Below are 18,714 nucleotides of genomic sequence, written 5' to 3'. Positions count from 1 at the left end.
CCCTTTGTTATGTCTGTACCTCGTCGGTTCATGCACCCGATCGCCGAAGCTGCCGGATTATGCCGTTGAACGCCGCCGTCACACCGTGTGATCGGCCTATCTCGTTCGACTGCTGCGACGAGTCCCCGAACTCACCAGCGGCCACCGCTCGGAGCAATGCGTCCACAACGTGCGCAGCGCGAGGCGGACGGGCGCCGTGTCGCTGCGGCGCTCCCCGGCTTCCATCATCGCCGTGCGTAGGATCGGTAGGCCGTCACCGCGACTAACCAAGCCGTCCGACCACGCTCCGGTATGGCCGAACTGCCGAATCATCTCGTGGAACGAGGTCGCCATTGTCTGAGATCGGCCCGCCCGCCTGAATATACGACCGCTTACGGTCGGTCGACACCCGAAAGCGGCTGTTCCACCCCCCCCCCCAGATCACGATATTCGTCAGTGGATGGCCGAGGTAGCAAGCTGGTCGTTCGCGACGATGAACAAGCGTCCGAAGTTGGGAGCGGGAAGGGTGGGCTGAATGTCCACTTGTGGGTCGAAGCCCTCGACGCGCGCTAATAGGTGCGGGTTCTGTAAGCGCGAACTTATAGTCGATAAGTTGTTGCAGATTTTCGTTTCAGTGTGCCGCTGATCTGCTGGATTGCACCTGTAGGCCTTGATCGGAGGCGAGGTATAGCCTCGGCGACTTGACGGGAGCGAGCACAGCGCAAGAGCGTCCTTTGAGCTTAGCATCGTACAGGGCTTTGTCCGCCTCAAGCAGCAAGTTCGGAAAGTCCGACTGGGCACCCATTTCGATCGCGATGCCTACGCTCGCACCGACCGTCACCGCGGTTTCGTTCAACACGAATGATGTGCGAGACAGCGTGTCGATGAGACGCTGTCCCGTTCGACCAGCGGTGGCAGCGTCCATCTCTTCGGCAAGAATAATAAACTCGTCGCCTCCCATCCGGGCGATGACGTCCATTGCAGGGGTCACCTGCCTCATCAGCTTGCTGACTTCGACTAGAAGTTGATCGCCGGCCGCATGGCCGAGCCTGTCGTTGATTGCTTTGAAGCCGTCGAGGTCGATATAAAATAGCGTGGTGCCAGTAGGCGTGCCGGCGCGGCAAGCAACGACTTCTTCGAGACCCGCGCGGTTCAACAAGCCTGTTAAGGTGTCGTGCCGTGCGCGACGTCCGTTCTCGCGCTCCGACCGCATGGTCTGGACCAGCATGGCGTTTAAACGATAGGCGGCGTGCCTCATGGCGTAGATGTACATCGGAATTTGGAGGGCCGTCGCGAGCATAATCAGCTCGCCGGATATGACCCCGGCCATGGCGCACGGCCCGAGGCTAAGAAAGATCATGATCGTCACGAGCCGAGGGGCCGCAAAATTCCGGAATGCCACGCCGCCCGCCATAGCCGCTGCGGAAAGGACGACGAGCGTCGCGGCGAGCCAGTCACCGCTGAGCACCGTAATGAAGCATCCATAGCCTACCGAGGCAGCCCAACATACCGCAGCAAATATGTAGAGATCTATATGTGCGCGGCCTCCGCTCTTCGTGGCGCGGGTCCCTTTGATGAGCAGCGGCAGGCGTAATGCCGCCAAGCCGACTTCGAGCAGCGCCCAGAACAGGAACGCTGGCTTGGGGAGACGAGTAGCTACAATCGATGAGACCAGAATGGTGTTGAACACACCGCCTATAAAGATCGGCAGTGATCCATAGAGCCCCTGAACGAGTGAAGGGCGGATTTCAGCGGGAACTTCTCCAGCGCACTCAACCAGCCAGCGTGTGACAGCCCAACGTGGCAGCACACCAATACCATGCGGCATCAACATCCCTCCCAGGCATCCCCCCCCGGGGAGCGCCTCTAATGCATGCCGTTCTGGGGTTAAATTTTGGTCAATCGAGTAGGTTTACTGCGCCGCTGGGCGCCTCACATCGGTGGAGCGGCTGAGATACACGGACGGCCAAACTTGGCGAGCGGCACGTGGCGGCTTAGTGTCTGGTTCTGCGTCAGCGCGGGCAGCGGGTCGTAGTGGCGTGGAAGGCACGCGCTTGCGGATAGAAATGCGCCTGGTTGTTCAGCCTAACATCGCCTCAGGTCGGATCGGCAGGTCGCGCAGGCGCACTCCGGTCGCGTTGAAAACGGCATTGGCCACGGCCGCGGCGACACCGATGATGCCGATCTCGCCCAGCCCCTTGATCCCCTCGGCATTCACTGCGGCGTCGTCATCAGCCACCATGATCGCCATCTGTCCGGCAATATCGGCGGAGGTCGGGACGAGATATTCGGCGAGATCACGGTTCATGTAGATGCCGGTGCGCGGGTCCAGTTCGGTCTTCTCGAGCAGTGCCGAACTCAGACCCCAGGCCATGCCGCCGAGATACTGGCTTCGGGCGGTCATCGGATTGAGCACGCGCCCCGCCGCGAAGGCCCCGACGTGGCGCGGCACGCGCACCTCGCCGGTCAAGGCATGTACGCGAACCTCGACCATATGCGTACCGAAGGCCCAGGCAAGTCCGTCCTCCGGCAGCGTCAGGAGCTTGATATGGCCGGCTTGCAGCGCCGCCAGCGCATCTGGCTTCGCACCCGCCGGCAGATAATCCAGACGGACCTCTCGCGCGCCTTCAGGCTTGCGGAGCAGCGCCGCACAAGCCTCGGCCAGAGCGTTCGCCAGGCTGGTGGTGGTAGCCGAGCCTCCCGATATCCCGGCCGCGGGCAATGCGGTATCGCCGAGCACGACCGTGACGCGGTCGAGCGGGACGTCCAGCCGCTCGGACGCGATCGTCGCCAGCAGCGTGTACAGACCGTTGCCGATCTCGTGATGCGCGGTTTCAACGCGGATGTTGCCCTCGCTATCCTGTGCGACCCGGATCGACGCCGGCCCGATCTTGACCGGTCGCGCTGCTGCTGCGCAGCCATGGCCGATCCACCATCCGTCCCGTAACGTGGCGCGAGGCCGGGGCGACCGCTCGGACCAGCCGAACGCGGCGGCCGCCGCGTCGAAGCAGCGCATCAGCGGCCGCGTCGTGAACGCCTTGCCCGTGACCGGATCGGTCGCCGTGTCGTTGCGGCGTCGCAGCTCGATGGGGTCCATCTGCAGCGCATCTGCCAGTTCGTCCATCGCGCTCTCCAGCGCGAACAGGAACGGCACCTCCGGCGGGGCGCGCATCGGACCGGGCGTATTCCGGTCCACCCGCCCGAGCCGCTCCTCGGCTGCAACCGCGTCCGCCGCGTACAGCGCCGTGGATACATCCGTCCCTTCCATCGCGAAATCGTCGAAGCGCGAGCTGACGGTCGCGGCCTCGTGCCCGACACCAAGCAGGCGGCCATCGGCCGCCGCGCCCAGGCGGATACGGTGCTGCGTTTCCGTGCGATGGTTGGCGACCGTAAATTGATCACGGCGGCTGACTTCGAGCCTGACCGGCCGGTCGAGCCGGCGCGCGGCGAGGGCGCAAATTGCGGTGTGCTGCGACAGGGCCAGCTTGGAGCCGAAATGGCCACCGATGAAGCGGGAAACGACGCGCACCTGATCAGGAGCGATGCCAAGCTGTGCGGCAAGCCCGTGCTGTGCTGCGCCGAGATACCGCGTCGGCTCATACACCGTAAGGTGGTCACCGTCCCAGCGACAGGTCGTGCTCGGCAATTCGATCGGATTATGGTGCTGGACTGGCGTCGAGTAGCGCGCCTCCACCCGGACCGCTGCGCCGGCGAGGGCCGCATCAAGGTCGCCCTTGCGGCGGTCATGGTGCTCATTGCTCACATCCGCGAGCCGCTCGGTTGTACAGCGCGGATCGGCTAAGGCCGCAACCGGTGATTGCCCCGCATAACCGATGCGGAGGGCCGCCGCAGCCGCAATAGCGACCTCGGACGTCTCCGCCACGACCATCGCGACGATCTGGCCGGCGTAGCGGATCTCAGGCGAGGCAAGCGGACGCCAACTGCTGTTCGCATAGCCGCCTTCCATCAAATGGCCGACGGGACCAATGGCGTCGCCTACGTCCTTGTAAGTCAGGATCAGGAGAACACCTGGCATTGCCTCCGCGGCGTCGCGTATAATCGACGTGACGCGGCCACGGGCGATGGCGCTTACCGCTAATGCCGCATGCGCCACGCCGGGTAGCGATACGTCGCCAGGAAATTCGGCAAACCCGCAGACCTTTTCTGGCCCATCGACGCGCGTGTGCGGCGCACCGATCCGGGTAACACCCGAAGCGCTCCGTTGCCGAATGCCGGATGTGGTGGGGTTGTTGAGTATTCTAGCTGCCATCTCAGCACCTTGTCTGGCCTGAGGGTTCAACGTGCCGGAGCACGCGGATGCTCCGCGGAGAGTAGCGAAGCAGCGGTGTCCTCAATTTATCGCGATGGATTGATGCGTATACGCGGAAATTAATGAATGTCTGGAGTTAGGAAGCGGGCAGGGCGGTTCGGATGACTGCTTCTGGGTCAGATCCCGCGACCCGCGCCATCGCGTCAGTTTATCTGGCTGCTAATTCAGTGATCTCTGCAGCGACGGGCCGCGATATCAGGGGCACTTAGGCGCGAGCCGCCCACCAGACGCAGCGAACGAACCTTATACGCATTTCCCGCCACAACAGCGTTCTCACATTTCAAATTCCACAATGCGGGATGCCAATGCAGGTGATGAAAAAAACGCTTGCAGAGTCTGAATGCTCGGGTTAGGCCAAGCTCAGATAGCAAAGACTGTCGTGCTAAATCACGTTTAGCCAAATATCGGGGAGCGATGCTGTATGAGACGCATTACCTAGAAAAGTTGGCTCGCGGCGCGGTCTGAGCACTTCCAGTTCCATCACTGCTTAAAATAAATACTTCCGCGACGCAGGGATCTGCGCGTGTTCCGAAGACGAGGGGATGTACATGAATACCCGGAATCTCATGGCTACGTTACTGGCGACTAGCGGTATGGCAATTGCCGTACCGGCTTTTGCACAAGCTCAGCAGGATGTCCCGGTCAGCGGCCCGTCGGTCAACGCGGCGCCATCGGCTTCGGCCGCGGATGCGCAGCAAGTCGGTCCCCAGGAGGCTCTTGCGCCGACCGAAGAGGCTGCCGACATCGTCGTCACCGGGTCCAGCATTCGCGGTGTCGCCCCCACCGGTTCGTCGTTGGTCAGCGTTACACGTGCGGACATCGTCGCGACCGGCGCCAGCACGACGACCGAACTGCTCCGCACTGTTCCCCAACTTGGCAGCTTTGGGGGAAGTGGCGCAAACAACGGCCAAAACTCCGCTAACTTCGTCGATCAGCCTGCCATTCACGGCGTCGGCGTGGGCAACGGTGGCGGCGGGCTGACGCTCGTTCTCGTCGATGGACTGCGACTGCCGGGTGCCGGCATCAATCAAACCGCGCCTGACCCCAGTGCCATACCGCCATCCGCGATCGAGCGTGTCGAGGTTGTGGCCGACGGTGCTTCATCGATCTACGGTTCGGATGCTGTGGCGGGCGTCGTCAATTTCATCCTGCGCAAGAATGTGGACGGCGTGGAGACTGCAGGACGGGTCGGCTTCGGAGACGGCTATCGCACCTACAACGGCAGCATTCTTGCCGGCAAGAAGTGGGACACGGGCTCGATCCTCGCCGACTACGAATATTCGCAGAACACGTCGGTCAACGGCACCGAACGCGATTATTTCGGCATGAGGACCTTGTCGACGCTGTGCAGCCCGGCAAACGTGACCGTCAACGGCGTGATCTATGGTCTGTCTGCGACAGGCGCTCGTGCCGGTGTGCCGAACCAGTGCGACATCAACAAAGCGAACGACCTGTACCCCGAGCAGCATCGTCATCAGGGCCTAGTCTCCATCCGGCAAGAACTGGGCAGCGGGATCGAAGTGCATGCACGCACGCTCTACTCAGCACGTGAACTGCGCTCGCGCCAGGCGATCTCCGGCGGTAACGTAGCAAGTGGCGGTCTTAACCTGACGGTGACGGGCGGACCTTTCTATAATGCCGTAGTCGCTTCCGGCGTACCTGCAGGCCCTCAGCAAGTGACGTACAACCCGTCGAACGATCTGGGCGCCTCCGTGAAGAACCAGATTTCGACGCGGACTTGGTCGACCAATGCAGGCATCGGTGCGGATCTCGGTGGTGGTTGGCGCGGTGCGATCGATTTGAACTACGGTCGTGAACGCGACGACATCACTCAGCGTGGAATCGATCAGGCGTTGGTCACCAGTCTCGTGAATGCAGGTACCTACAATCCGTACGGTATTGGCACCGCCAACGATCGGGCGCTGGTGCAGCGGGTGGGTAACTACCGCACACGTTACTTCGGCCAGCAGGAGGTGAAGGAAGCCATCGCGAAAGTCGATGGATCGCTTTTCTCCCTCCCAGGCGGCGCAGTGAAGGCGGCGGTCGGGGGCAGCCTGCGTGAAGAGCGCTTCTACGCTAATACCGATACCGGCCCCGATGGAGGCGCGATCCAAACCGAAGCGCTCGGCAAGCGTAAGAGCTATTCGGCTTATGGCGAATTGTTCGTGCCGATCTTCGGCGAAACAAACGCGACGACCGCGTTCCAGGCGCTCGATGTCTCGCTCTCGGCACGCTACGACCATTACAACGATGTTGGCGGAACGACGAACCCCAAGATCGGCGTGAATTGGACGCCCGTCCGCGGGCTGGTGTTGCATGGCAGTTACGGCACTTCCTTCCATGCGCCGAGCCTCGCCGACGCCGGAACCGCTATCGACACCCGCGTCATCCGCTTCGCGGACTTCACCGGTTCGACCGCGCCCGGCGCGTATTCGATTATTCTAGCGGGCGGGAATAGGCTCGAGCCCGAGACTGCTACGACATGGTCGCTGGGTGCGGATTTTAAGCCTGTATTCCTTCCTGGCTTCAAGCTCACTGCGACCTATTTCAATATCGACTACAAGAACGTCATAACCTTCCCGGGCTTCAATCCGGTTAGCGAGCCCAACAACCCACTCTACGATCGTTATCGTACCTACGGACCAAGCGTTGCCCAGGTTTTAGCTGCGACCAGCGGGATCAGGCATGACGGCCTATCCTATCCGGACGTCGCCGCGTTGCCGACCGCGATCTACGATCTACGTCGCCAGAACTTTGCCCGCCAGAAGATCGACGGGCTCGACTTCGATGTCGGGTATGCACGCAGCACGTCGGCCGGAGACTTCAACGTCGGCGCATCCGGCACGTGGCTTTGGGGTTTCGATCAGCAGATCAACGGTAGCGACGTCGTCACGAGCCGCCTGCGGACCGGCTATGCGATCAACTTCAAGGCACGCGGACGGGTCGCCTATGCAAACGGCCCCGTCGATGGCGCCATATTCGTCAACTACATCAACAAGTACCGCAACGTCGTCGACAACAGCCGGGTGAAGGCCAATACGACAGTCGATCTTCATCTCGGTCTGAAACTGCCGCTGGGCAACATCGTCGAGGACCCGCAGATCACGGTCGACGTGACCAACCTTTTCGACAAGGACCCACCGTTTTACTACGATGCCAGCACGTCTGCCTACGGGTTCGACCCAGCGAATGCGTCTGCGCTCGGTCGCATCGTTTCGGTCGGGCTGCGCGGAAGATTCTAAAGCTCTCCCCTCGGGTGGCGACGGTGTCGCCACCCTTTTTTCGTCGGCGCAGCCGGCGCTACACATTTTTGCCTTCCGGAGACCCGTATGATCCGCTTCGCCAGACAGTTGCTCATCGGGACGGCGGGCTTGGGGCTGATGCTCGGAGGCGCGGCGCCTGCGGTCGCTCGAGCCAAGACGACGGATACTGACGCGACTATCGCATCTGATTCCGAGGCTCGCGCGAACGCCATCGTACGGCAGATGACGCTCGATGAGAAAATTGCGATGGTGCACGGCACTTTCGGTTCTACGATCCTGAGAACGAGCCCGACCGAGAAGCGCACCGGCGCCGGGCACGTGCCCGGTGTGCCCCGGCTCGGTGTGCCGGACCTGTTCGAGAGCGATGCCAGCCTGGGCGTCGCGAATGGCGGACAGATGCGAAAGGGCGACGTCGCCACGGCGCTGCCATCCAGTCTGATGACCGCGGCAACGTTCGATCCGCCAATAGCCTATGCTGGCGGCGCGATGATCGGGGCGGAAACGCGGGCCAAGGGCTTCAACGTCCTCCTCGCTGGCGGCGCCAATCTGGTGCGCGATCCGCGCAACGGCCGCAATTTCGAATATCTCAGCGAGGACGTCCTGTTGACGGGACGGATGGCGGGCGAAAGCGTCCGCGGCATCCAATCGAACGACATCGTCTCAACGATCAAGCATTATGCGCTGAACGCGCAGGAGACTGGCCGCAACGTCCTCGATGCTCGGTTGTCCGAGGCGGCGCTGCGCGAGAGCGATCTGCTCGCGTTCCAGATGGCGATGGAGGTTGGCAGGCCGGGATCGGTCATGTGTGGCTACAACCAGGTCAACGGCCATTATGCCTGCGAGAACGCGGTCCTGCTGAACGACGTCCTCAAGCGCGATTGGGGTTTCACGGGCTGGGTGATGTCTGATTGGGGCGCGGTGCATTCAACGGCGAAGGCGGCGAACGCGGGGCTCGACCAGGAATCGGGACAGGAGCTCGACAAACAGGTCTTCTTCGGCGGGCCGCTCAAGGCTGCCGTCATGAGTGGACAAGTATCGTCTGCAAGGCTTGACGACATGGTCCGGCGGATCCTGCGCACGATGATTGCCCATCGTCTGCTCGACAACCCCACACCGGCCGCGCCGCAGCCGATCGATTATCGCGCGCATGCCGATGTCGCGCAGAAAACCGCCGAAGCCGGGATGGTCCTGCTGAAGAACGACCGAAGCGTCCTGCCTTTCGCGGCAACCGCAAAGCACATCCTGCTCGTCGGCGCACACGCAGATATCGGGGTGCTGTCCGGTGGCGGATCGTCGCAGGTCCGCCCGGCGAGCGGCGTCGCGCTCGAACTGCCGATGCCGGGAGGGGGCCCGCTCAGCGGCTTCATCAAGATCACCTATCATGCGTCATCACCGCTCGCGGCGATACGAGCCCGCGCACCGGGTGCCGAGGTTACCTATCTCGACGGCTCAGACGTTGCCGCGACCGCCGCTGCAGCGAAGCGCGCCGATCTGGTCCTGGTGTTCGCGCAGCAATGGCGGTCGGAAGCGGTCGATGTCGAAAGCCTCGCATTACCCGACGCACAGGACGCCCTTATCTCGGCGGTGGCCGCGGCTAATCCGAAGACGGTCGTCGTACTCGAGACCGGCGGCGCTGTGTCGATGCCGTGGATCGACCGCGTCGGCGCGGTGCTGGCGGCCTGGTATCCGGGCGAGCGTGGCGGGCAGGCGATCGCCCGCGTCGTGTTCGGCGACGTGAACCCGTCAGGGCGCCTGCCGATCACCTTTCCGGCAAGTGACACACAGGCGCCGCGTCCGGATATTCCTGGCCTGCAGCTGGTCAAGGCCGCCGCCGCGGAGGCCGCGCGCAAGCCGGTCAACCCGGACATCAGCACGGTCGACCTCACCGGAGGCGTGCCGAGCTTTCCGGTCGAGTATCCCGAAGGTGCCGACGCGGGCTATCGCTGGTTCCAGGCAACGGGTGCCAGACCGCTGTTTCCGTTCGGCCACGGCCTTTCCTATACGACGTTCGCCTATCGCGGCCTTAGAGTAACGGGTGGCGACGCACCGCGGGTCACGTTCACCGTGACCAACACGGGTCGGGTTGCGGGTGCAGACGTGCCGCAGGTCTATGCGACACGGCCCGGCTTCAACGGCGTGCAAGTTCGCCGTCTGGTCGGCTTCGAGAAGGTGAAGCTTGCTCCTGGCGAGAGCCGGACCGTCGAGGTCGATGTCGATCCGCGCCTGATCGCCGACTATGATCCTGCTCGCAAAGGCTGGCATGTTCGTGCCGGCGCGATGCCGATATCGGTCGGGCATAGCGTCTCGGACATCGCGCTGAACGGCACCGCCAGCATCAAGGATCGGCGCTGGACTCAATAGCTCATTTTTTCGTTCGAGGTTCGATATGCCCTTCATCTGCGCCACACGGCCGTTGCTCATCCTGTGCGGCGCGTCTGCGCTGGCGATCGCAGCCAGTGTTGCTGCACGAACTACACCGAGCGACTATCGTGACCTCAACCACAACGGCCGGCTCGACCCTTATGAGGACACCAAGCTACCAGCCGAGCGGCGGGTCGAGGATCTGCTTGGGCGTATGACGCTGGCCGAGAAGGCAGGCACGATGATGCACGGCACCGCACCTGGTATTGGGGACGCGGTCGGACATTCGAACGGTGGCTACGACCTGGCGAAAGCACGAGCGATCATCGTCGACAACGGCGTCACGAGCCTAATCACACGTCTGTCGATGGCACCTGCCAACCTCGCCGACCAGAACAACAGGTTGCAGAGGCTCGCCGAGCAGTCGCGGCTCGGCATACCACTCACCATAAGCACCGATCCGCGCAACCATTTCCAGGCCGTATTGGGCGCCAGTACCCGCGGGGGCGGGTTCACGCTCTGGCCCGAGACGCTCGGCCTGGCCGCGCTCGGCGATCCCAGCGTGGTGCGGCGGTTCGGCGACGTCGCGCGGCGTGAATATCGCGCGGTCGGCATACACATGGCTCTGTCGCCGCAGGCCGACCTCGCCAGTGAACCGCGCTGGCCGCGCGGCACAGCGACCTTCGGGTCCGATCCGATCAAGGTCTCCGCGCTCGTGGGCGCCTATATTCAAGGCTTCCAACACGGCAGCGCGGGTGTTGCGAGGGACGGTGTCGCGACGGTCGTAAAACACTGGGTTGGCTACGGCGCGGAGCCGCAGGGCTTCGACGCGCATAATTACTACGGCCGCATCGTCCGGCACGACGACGCCAGTTTCGCCCGCCACGTCGCGGCGTTCGACGGCGCGTTCGCCGCGCACGTCGCGGGCGTCATGCCGACCTATCCGATCATCGCCGGTGTCACCCTGAAGGGTCGGCCGCTGGAACAGGTCGGCGCAGGTTTCAACCGACAACTGCTCACGGGACTGCTGCGCGGCAACAAGAGATTCAACGGGCTGATCCTGTCGGACTGGGGGATCACCAACGACTGCCCAACCGCATGTTCGGCACCGACGCGCGAGCGGCCGCAGACGCCTGCCGCGATTGCAATGCCATGGGGTGTCGAGGCGATGACCAAGGTTGATCGCTTCGCCAAGGCATTGGACGCTGGAATGGATCAATTCGGTGGGGTCGATGATCCCGCGCCGCTCGTCGCCGCGGTGGCTGCTGGCAAGGTGACGCCAGGACGTCTCGACGAATCCGTCCGGCGAATACTGATGTTGAAATTCGAACAAGGGCTTTTCGACAATCCCTATGTTGACGCGAGAGCCGCAGCGACCACGGTCGGCAATGCCACCGATCTCGCCGCGGCCGAAGCGGCTCAAAGAGCGGCTCAGGTACTGCTGCAGAACAGGAATGCGCTCATCCCGGTTCAATCGGGGCGCAGGGTCTGGTTGTACGGCGTGGCTGCGGCGACCGCACGGGCAGCCGGGCTCATCGTCGTCGATGATCCGACGAAGGCCGAGCTCGCGCTGGTCCGAGTGGGCACACCGTCCGAGAAGCTCCATCCCTATGCCTTCTTCGGAAGCCGGCAGAACGAGGGCAGGCTCGATTTCCGTGCCGATGATCCCGGCTATGTCGCCATCTTGAGGGCGACAGCAGTGGTGCCTACGATCGTTGCGGTAGACATGGACCGTCCTGCGATCCTGACCAACATCCGCGATCGCGCTGCGGCTATGCTGGCGGTGTTCGGTGCCAGCGATGCGGCGGTGTTGGACGTCGTTACGGGCAAGGCGAAGGCGCGAGGCAGACTGCCGTTCGAACTGCCGTCCTCGATGGCAGCGGTGGCACGGCAGAACCCTGCGGGATCCGACGATTCCGTCTCGCCGCTCTTCAAAGCGGGAGCCGGAATCGTCGAGTAAGCGCGGCGCGCAACCGCCGTTTTCGGTAGCGTCAGACTGGCAGGACGTTAGCCCGCGCGATGGCCGAAAATACGGCAGCGCTCGGCTTGACGGTGCGGACTTGGCTGACGCGATCGACGGCAATCAGTCCGAACTTTGGACCGTAGCCGAAAAGCCATTCGAAATTGTCCATTGCCGACCAGTGCCAATATCCCCGCACATCGATGCCGGCGGCTATGCACCCCTGCAGTCCGGACAACGCCTCGGCAATGTAGCGGGCTCGCAAGGTATCGTCCTGTGTGCCAATGCCGTTCTCGGTAACGAGGATTGGCCTCCGTGCGACGCTTGCGGCGTAGCGTACCGCCCCAGCCAGCCCGGCCGGATAATATTCCTGGTCGAGTTGGGTGCGCACAGTTCCCGCAGGCGGCGGGATCGAGCCCTTCGTATCGAAGCGCTCGCGGGTATAGTTCTGCACCCCCACGAAATCGTCACCTCGCGCGAGTTCCAGCCATACGTCATAGCGTTTCGATCGCTCGGCAATGCCCGCTCCCGGTGCGCCAGGCGCGTCCTGGATGTCGGACATGGCGAGTGTCAGGCCGACGGGCAGGTTTGGCCTAATCGTCTTTATCGCTCGGCGTGCGGCCACGTGGCACGCACGCACGATCGGCTTCGACCGTGCGCTGTCATCGAAAAGATAGGAGCGGTAGGCTGGGGAACCGCTCGCCTGCTTCGCTGCGTCCAGCATCGGCGCCAGCGCCGTTGCCGGGATGAAGTCCGAGAAGCTGAGATTGGCTTCGTTAAACGTACAGAGCGTGTCGATCAGGTCCCCGCAGTGTCGTACCACCGCCTCGGCATAGGCGGTGAACGCAGCCACGGTCGCCGGGTCCTCGAACCCACCGCGCGCGGCCAGCCACGCGGGCGAGGTGAAGTGATGCAACGTGACCACCGTGTGCAGGCCGTGGCTGCGGCAAACCCGTAGCATGTCGCGATAGTGATCGAGCTGACGGATGTCGTAGTGCCCGGCGGTCGGCTCGATGCGCGCCCATTCGATCGAGAAGCGATAGCTGCCCAAACCCAATTTCGCGATCGTTGCGATATCCTGAGGGTAGCGATGATAATGATCGCACGCGGCCCCGGATGGCTCCTTGATGATCGTGCCGGGGACGGTCTCCAGCAGCCACCAGTCGCTGTTCGTGTTGTTCCCCTCGACCTGATGCGCGGCAGTCGCCGTCCCCCAGATGAAGCCCTTGGGGAACGATCGGCGTGGCGCACCGGCGATCGCAGCGTTGATCGACGCCGTGATCGAGGCGGTCACGGCCAGTGCGGTGCCGCCCGCGATCACATTGCGCCGGGTCCAGTTGGAGACGGTCATCGCGCTGCTTCGTCCCGGACCGCGATGATCCGGACTGGATCGAGCAGTCCGGACGGGGTCAGTGCAGTCGAAGCGGACAACCCCTTGCCGAGCATGGCGAAACCGCCGCCCGATGCGGCATTGGTCCAGGCATGCTGCGTCGCGCCTGGCTGCAGATCACCGACGAAACGGTTCTGCCATGTGTTTGCGACCTTGATGTCCAGCCTGTTTTGACCCCGTCGCAGCTGGTCGGTCACATCGAGGCGATAGGGCGGCGCCCACGCTGTTCCCGAAAGGATGCCGTTGATCCGGACCTCCGCGACATCGCCGATATGGCCCAGGTCGAGATACAGGCGCTCGCCCTTGGCAAACCATCCGCCTGAAGCGGTGAAGGATTGGCTATAGGTAGCGACACCCGAAAAGTAGCGGATCTCCGGATTGGCGTTGGCGGTCCACGATCCAACGCTGGTGGTGATCGGGGCGCCTGTCGGGAATTGCACGCTCCAGTCCTTCGCCAACGTACCGACGGTGCGCATTTGCGGGGGAGGCAAGGTCAGGCCCGCGGCGTCGGCCGGCGTGCGGAACAGGACGAATACCGACTGATACGCCCCGATCGTCAGCGGGATTCGCGTCCGTTCGCCCTCGACGGCATAGCTGACGCGTTCCGACTTGCCCGTATCTGCGTGCCATAGCTCGGGCGCATGGCCGGACGTGCGGAACCACGTCGGCACGGTGGCAGCCCTGTCACTCTGGTTCGTCACGAAATAGAGTTCGCCATCGCCAAGACGACGATGCGCAAAGCGCAGGTCCATCGTCGGATCGGCCGCCGCATAGTCGAAGTCGCGTGCGACCCGTTCCGCGGCAAGCACAGCCGGCACATCGCGTCGCCAATAGACACGCCCCTTGCCGTATGTATTGACGGTCAGTGAGCCGCCATCGGTCTGGCCCCAGAGATCGTCGGCGATCGTGCGAATGGCATCGTCGCTGGAGCCGAGGCTCGGCGAGCCCGTCGGCTTGGGGCCGACCAGCACCGCACCCGCCGCGACCATATCACGCAGCTTCGTGATCATCGGCAGCGTCATCCGATCGAGTGCTTCGGGAAGCACGAGCAGGCGGTAGCGTGCACCGCCAGGAAACGCGACCTGACCCTGATCCACCGTTGCCAGCCGTAGCAATGCATCGGCGTTGACATAGTCGAACCCGTGCCCCGGTAGATCGAGCGCGCCGCCCGCGTCGCGATACGGCACCCCCGATGGCGCCCCTTCGCCGTAGAAGTAGAGCACGTCTGCCACCGGCGTCCCCTGTTGCAGCATGTACGAGCTGCGCGAGAGGTAATCGATCCAAGGCTTGGCCAATTCACCCCAGGTTTCATGACGCGTGAATACCTGGCCGAACGGCCCCAGGGTCAAGCCAGGCTTGTGCGTGTCGTCGGGCTGATGTGGCGACGTGTGCAGGACCAGCCGGTTCACACCCATCGCCATGTATTTGTCGACCACCCACTTTAACGACCACGGAGTCGACGTCCATTGCGGCAGCGACGAGGTCAGCGATTCCGCGGCGACCAGCGGCTTGCCGTAGACGTGTGCCGTCGACCGGGTCTCGATGATGTCGGCCGGAAATTCATCGGCTACCACCCCCTGGTACGCGGCAGGCTTGCCGCCGAACGGCATGGCCCAGAACTCACCCATCGGGATGTCGGTGAGGCTCTTAGCCAGCATGCCGTCTGCAACCGTCGGCCAGGCGGCGCCTGTCGCCTCGCCATAATAGCCGAGCTTGTGCTCCTTGGCGAAGCGAGTGATCGTTCCATAATGGTTCTCGGCGACAAGGTCCGCGAGCGTGCGACGGAAATCCCACAGGAAGGCATCGCTGCGCTCCGCACTGTCGACGACATGACCGGCCAGCACCGGTAGCATCCGGGTCAGCGTATAGCCGCGACGACGCATGAACTCGTCCGGCATCGGCTCGGTCCAGTTTTCCTGACCGGCCTCCCAACTGTCGGTCAGCAGATACCGGAGGCCACGGTCACCGACAAGTGGTCCCAAGGTCTTGATGACGGGCGCCATGTACGCGTCGAGATGTGCCCGGACATGGGTGGCGTTCAGCTTGTCGACTTCCAGCCCGGTGCCCTCTGGCGTGGCAGGATGGTTGACCTCGCCGGTCAGTGACCAGCCGGCCCTCAATATCGTCCAGTTACCGGCGGGTGCCGTCCAGTCGAGTGTACCGTCTGGGCGCAGTCGGTTGGTCAAATCGAGGATGTCGGCCGATTGGATCGCTGCCGATGCCGCGACGTCGGGCGTCCGCACTGCATCGGCATCCGCGATCACGCCGAAACCAGCTCGATCCTCGAAGAGATCGACACGCGCGCCTGGTACGAGTGCGAGTTCGGCAAGCGTGATGCCGGGAGCCTGCGGCCAGGGATTGCGCGACACTTCGGCGCGGTCGAATACGACGCGGAAATGCCGGGCGGTCGTCGCAGGGAACGCGAAGGTACGCTGCGGCGCGGGGTTGTGCGCCTGCCCGACCAAGGTGCGGATCGAACGCCATGTCGTGCCGTCGTCGCTCGCCTCGACCCGACCTTGCGGCCCATCTGCAAAGCGTCCACCGACCGAACCGACATAGGTGAGCGCGCGGATCGTCGCCGGCGCCGCAAAGTCATAGCGCACCCAGGTCGGCGCGCCGGGCGTGGGCGAGGGAAGGGTGATGCCGTGCTCGGTATCACCATCGACCAGCTTCGCGGTTTCGATCGCAGGGGCATTCGTGGTTATGCTGGGCGCAAGCGAGCCAAGCGACACGTCGCCCCCTGGTGTGCGGAAGGCGAGGACGGCGACGTCACGCGCCAACACCGGCCCGCCCGTCTGCGCTTTGCCCGTGAAATCATGCTTTGCCATCGCCTGGAACGGTCCGGCATTGGCGGGAAGCGGGGCAAGCTTACCGGGGTGCCGGCCGCCGGCAATCCGCGTCTCGCTCCAGACGAACTTCTTCATGCCCCATTCGGGTTTGACCCAGGGACCACCGGTCTCGCTCCACCCCGGCGCGGCAGCCATGGCGAACTCCAGGCCCAGCCGGTCGGCCTCCGAGGCTGCGAACTGCAAATTGCCGAACCATTGCGGGCTCAGCACCGTCACACGCTCGGGCACGATCTTGGGCGCGCCCATGTCCCCGTCGAACATCATGGCCCCGGCGACGCCGATGCGCTTCATCCATTCGAGATCCTTCGTGATCCCGTCGCGCGACACGTTGCCGCTCAACCAATGCCACCAGACACGAGGGCGCGCCGACTCCGGAGGGGCAAGGAAGCCCTGCCGCAGCGTGTCGCCCGCAGGAGTAGGGGAAGCGGGCAGGGCGACGGGCGTGGGCGACGCCACGTCCTGCGCGCTCGCCGTGCCGGTCAATATCGTCCCTGCGAGCAGCAGGAACACGGGAAGAGAGGAGCGCAGGCGCATGGTTCGTTCCTTCAGGACGCGAGGCTGTTGCCGTAGCCGATGATGACGGTGGCGAGGACGAGCAGGGCGACGCCCGCCCAGACGGTGGCACGAATTCGAGTGGCCGCGTCGCGCCACTCACGCAGGGCAAAGCCCCACAAAGTGCCGAAGATGATGATCGAGGCCATGTGAAGCGTCCATGACGAGAAGCCGAAGCGCCCCATCTGGCTTTCGCCCATCGTGTAGAAGAAGAACTGAAAGTACCAGAGAGTCCCGCCCAGCGCACAGAGCAGGAAGTTGGCTAGCAACGGAGGTCGAGCGCCTTCGATGGTGGCAGTTGCATCGTCCGGCGCTGCACCGAAGCGGCCGACCCATTGGCCCGCCGAACGATTGCGGATGATCAGGATCGTGCACCATACCGCGTTGGTCAGCAGGCCGCCGAACATGACGAGGCACAGCGTGGGCAGGCCCGTCCACAATGGCCCCGTGCCGGCCGCAGCGGACAGCGCCTTTACAGGCTCACCCGCCGCCAGCCCGAAGGCGAAGCAACTCGACATGATGCCTGAGAAGATGGCGACCGCCACGCCCTTGTGGAAAGCGAACTCCGCGATCGTCGCGGCCTTCTGTTCGGCGGGCAGCGACGCGTCCTTCCACGCCCCGGCAAGCGCGACGACGATGATGCCCGCAAGCGTCACGAACAAACCGACGAGGATGACGTTTCCGGATACCGTATCGAACAGCTTCGCGCTGAGATCGCCTGCGAAGATCGGCGGGATGAGTGTGCCGAAGACCGTCGACAGTCCCAGCACGACCGCCATGCCGAGCGAGAGCCCGAGGTAGCGCATCGTGAGGCCGTAGGTCAGTCCGCCGAACCCCCACAGCACGCCGAACGCGACGCACCAGAAGATCGTCATGGGCGGCGTCGCGGCGATGACGCCGAGCAGGTCATTGGTCATCACGCTTGCGAAAAGCCAGGGCGCGAACAGCCATGAGAACAGTCCGCCAGTGAGCCAGAAGATCTCCCACGACCAACGGCGCACGCCGCGATAGGGAACATAGAAGCTCGCGGATGCAAGTCCGCCAAGCCAGTGATAGGCGACGCCGACGAGTGGATTACCCATTGTCGCGATCCTTGAGTTCGAGTCCGAGGCGATAGATGCGATTGGCGTTGCCGCCCCACAGCGCGCGACGTTCGTCCGCCGAAAACGGCGCGAGGATTGCCGCATAGGCGCCCAGGGTTGCGTCGAACGTGCCGAACAACCCGTCGGTCGGAAAGTCGCTGGCCACGCAGGCGCGGTCCGTGCCGAACAGGTCGAGCGCCTCCAGGATCCAGGGACGCGCCTCGTCGGTCGTCCAGGGTCGCTGTACGAACCCGAACCCGGAAATCTTGATCGCGACGTTTGGAAGATCGGCGAGCTGACGCAAGCCATTTGCCCAGGCTGCGCGTCCGTCCGGATCGCTTGTGACGGGCATGCCCAGATGATTGATCACGACTTGCGTGTCGGGCGATCTTGCCAAGGTACGCGCCAGCCCGGCAAACTGTGCGGGGTACGCCTGAAGGTCGAACGACAAACCGTATTTCGCGAGCAGGGCGAACCCGTGCTGCCACGCCGGGTCGTCCGTCATCTCGCGATCGGTGTAGCTGAGCTGCGGGTTCGCGTGCCAGTTGACGATATGGCGCACGCCGCGGACCCGGCCATGCGTGCGATGGGCTTCGAGCAGCGGTTCCAGGTCGGGATCGTTCAGCGCCGCATAGGCGACGATACCGGCAGGGCCGTCGTCGAGCTGCTCGAGCCAAGTGGTTTCCGCGGCGGCATGTGCGGGGTCGGCGCCCGCCTCGACGTGAACGACGCCAGCGACGTTCCACCGGGCGGCGTCGCGGCGATAATCAGCCGGTAGGTAGGTCTGCGCAATCGCCTCGACCGAGCCGTTGGGGCCGTCGTCCGCAAAGGGCGGTGTCAGCCAGGGGTAACGAAGCCGTGCCAGATCCCAGAAATGGACATGGGCATCGACGAAGGGAATGTCGTGCATGGTGTATCCTCTCCCGGAACGCCCGGTATGCCGGGTCG

At 63.7% G+C, this 18,714-nt stretch carries 9 protein-coding genes; 3 read left to right on the top strand and 6 right to left on the bottom strand.

Translation table 11 applies throughout. The annotated features are described in order from the left end of the window. Nucleotides 1–610 precede the first annotated feature (610 nt). Nucleotides 611–1,807 (bottom strand): GGDEF domain-containing protein, encoded by a 1,197-nt coding sequence (locus MC45_RS19915; RefSeq protein ID WP_281177491.1) that lies wholly within the window; start codon nucleotides 1,805–1,807, stop codon nucleotides 611–613. Between the two features lie 252 nt (nucleotides 1,808–2,059). Beyond that, nucleotides 2,060–4,249: a xanthine dehydrogenase family protein molybdopterin-binding subunit gene (locus tag MC45_RS07345; RefSeq protein ID WP_081974374.1), complete on the bottom strand. Its 2,190-nt coding sequence runs from the start codon at nucleotides 4,247–4,249 to the stop codon at nucleotides 2,060–2,062. Nucleotides 4,250–4,902: 653 nt separating this feature from the next. On the opposite strand from MC45_RS07345, the gene MC45_RS07340 reads away from it, so the two are divergent. The 3 genes from MC45_RS07340 to MC45_RS07330 all read left to right on the top strand — a co-directional run bounded on the left by MC45_RS07340 (nucleotide 4,903) and on the right by MC45_RS07330 (nucleotide 11,893). Continuing rightward, entirely contained in the window at nucleotides 4,903–7,551 is a 2,649-nt protein-coding gene (locus tag MC45_RS07340) for a TonB-dependent receptor plug domain-containing protein (protein WP_169742529.1), read from the top strand. 87 nt (nucleotides 7,552–7,638) lie between these two features. Then, nucleotides 7,639–9,933 (top strand): glycoside hydrolase family 3 C-terminal domain-containing protein, encoded by a 2,295-nt coding sequence (locus tag MC45_RS07335; protein ID WP_038661337.1) that lies wholly within the window; start codon nucleotides 7,639–7,641, stop codon nucleotides 9,931–9,933. 25 nt (nucleotides 9,934–9,958) lie between these two features. Beyond that, nucleotides 9,959–11,893 carry a glycoside hydrolase family 3 protein gene (locus tag MC45_RS07330; protein WP_052075557.1) on the top strand — a complete coding sequence of 645 codons (1,935 nt, stop codon included), beginning with the start codon at nucleotides 9,959–9,961 and terminating at the stop codon, nucleotides 11,891–11,893. A 31-nt stretch (nucleotides 11,894–11,924) separates the two neighbouring features. On the opposite strand, the gene MC45_RS07325 is transcribed toward MC45_RS07330, so the two are convergent. The 4 genes from MC45_RS07325 to MC45_RS07310 are packed head-to-tail and all read right to left on the bottom strand — an operon-like array spanning nucleotide 11,925 to nucleotide 18,676. Beyond that, nucleotides 11,925–13,244: a glycoside hydrolase family 1 protein gene (locus MC45_RS07325; RefSeq protein ID WP_081974372.1), complete on the bottom strand. Its 1,320-nt coding sequence runs from the start codon at nucleotides 13,242–13,244 to the stop codon at nucleotides 11,925–11,927. Further along, nucleotides 13,241–16,666, bottom strand: coding sequence for a glycosyl hydrolase (locus MC45_RS07320; protein WP_081974371.1), 3,426 nt, complete (start codon nucleotides 16,664–16,666; stop codon nucleotides 13,241–13,243). Before MC45_RS07320 ends, MC45_RS07325 begins: the two co-directional genes overlap by 4 nt. Nucleotides 16,667–16,677: 11 nt before the next feature. Then, the gene (rhaT, locus tag MC45_RS07315; protein ID WP_038661334.1) at nucleotides 16,678–17,766 is read right to left on the bottom strand and encodes an L-rhamnose/proton symporter RhaT; all 1,089 of its coding nucleotides are present in this window, start codon (nucleotides 17,764–17,766) and stop codon (nucleotides 16,678–16,680) included. Then, nucleotides 17,759–18,676, bottom strand: a complete 918-nt coding sequence (locus tag MC45_RS07310) for an amidohydrolase family protein (RefSeq protein ID WP_038661331.1) — start codon at nucleotides 18,674–18,676, stop codon at nucleotides 17,759–17,761. Before MC45_RS07310 ends, rhaT begins: the two co-directional genes overlap by 8 nt. Nucleotides 18,677–18,714: the final 38 nt, after the last annotated feature.

This window comes from Sphingomonas taxi (assembly GCF_000764535.1).
Taxonomy (GTDB): domain Bacteria; phylum Pseudomonadota; class Alphaproteobacteria; order Sphingomonadales; family Sphingomonadaceae; genus Sphingomonas; species Sphingomonas taxi.
This window is presented reverse-complemented; position numbering and strand designations above follow the sequence as displayed.

What these genes read in the sequence shown, in the direction of transcription:
- MC45_RS07325 (WP_081974372.1), bottom strand. Translation starts at nt 13,244, where the DNA reads ATGACCGTCTCCAACTGGACCCGGCGCAATGTGATCGCGGGCGGCACC.
- MC45_RS07345 (WP_081974374.1), bottom strand. Translation starts at nt 4,249, where the DNA reads ATGGCAGCTAGAATACTCAACAACCCCACCACATCCGGCATTCGGCAA.
- MC45_RS19915 (WP_281177491.1), bottom strand. Translation starts at nt 1,807, where the DNA reads ATGCCGCATGGTATTGGTGTGCTGCCACGTTGGGCTGTCACACGCTGG.
- MC45_RS07320 (WP_081974371.1), bottom strand. Translation starts at nt 16,666, where the DNA reads ATGCGCCTGCGCTCCTCTCTTCCCGTGTTCCTGCTGCTCGCAGGGACG.
- MC45_RS07310 (WP_038661331.1), bottom strand. Translation starts at nt 18,676, where the DNA reads ATGCACGACATTCCCTTCGTCGATGCCCATGTCCATTTCTGGGATCTG.
- MC45_RS07340 (WP_169742529.1), top strand. Translation starts at nt 4,903, where the DNA reads ATGGCAATTGCCGTACCGGCTTTTGCACAAGCTCAGCAGGATGTCCCG.
- rhaT (WP_038661334.1), bottom strand. Translation starts at nt 17,766, where the DNA reads ATGGGTAATCCACTCGTCGGCGTCGCCTATCACTGGCTTGGCGGACTT.
- MC45_RS07330 (WP_052075557.1), top strand. Translation starts at nt 9,959, where the DNA reads ATGCCCTTCATCTGCGCCACACGGCCGTTGCTCATCCTGTGCGGCGCG.
- MC45_RS07335 (WP_038661337.1), top strand. Translation starts at nt 7,639, where the DNA reads ATGATCCGCTTCGCCAGACAGTTGCTCATCGGGACGGCGGGCTTGGGG.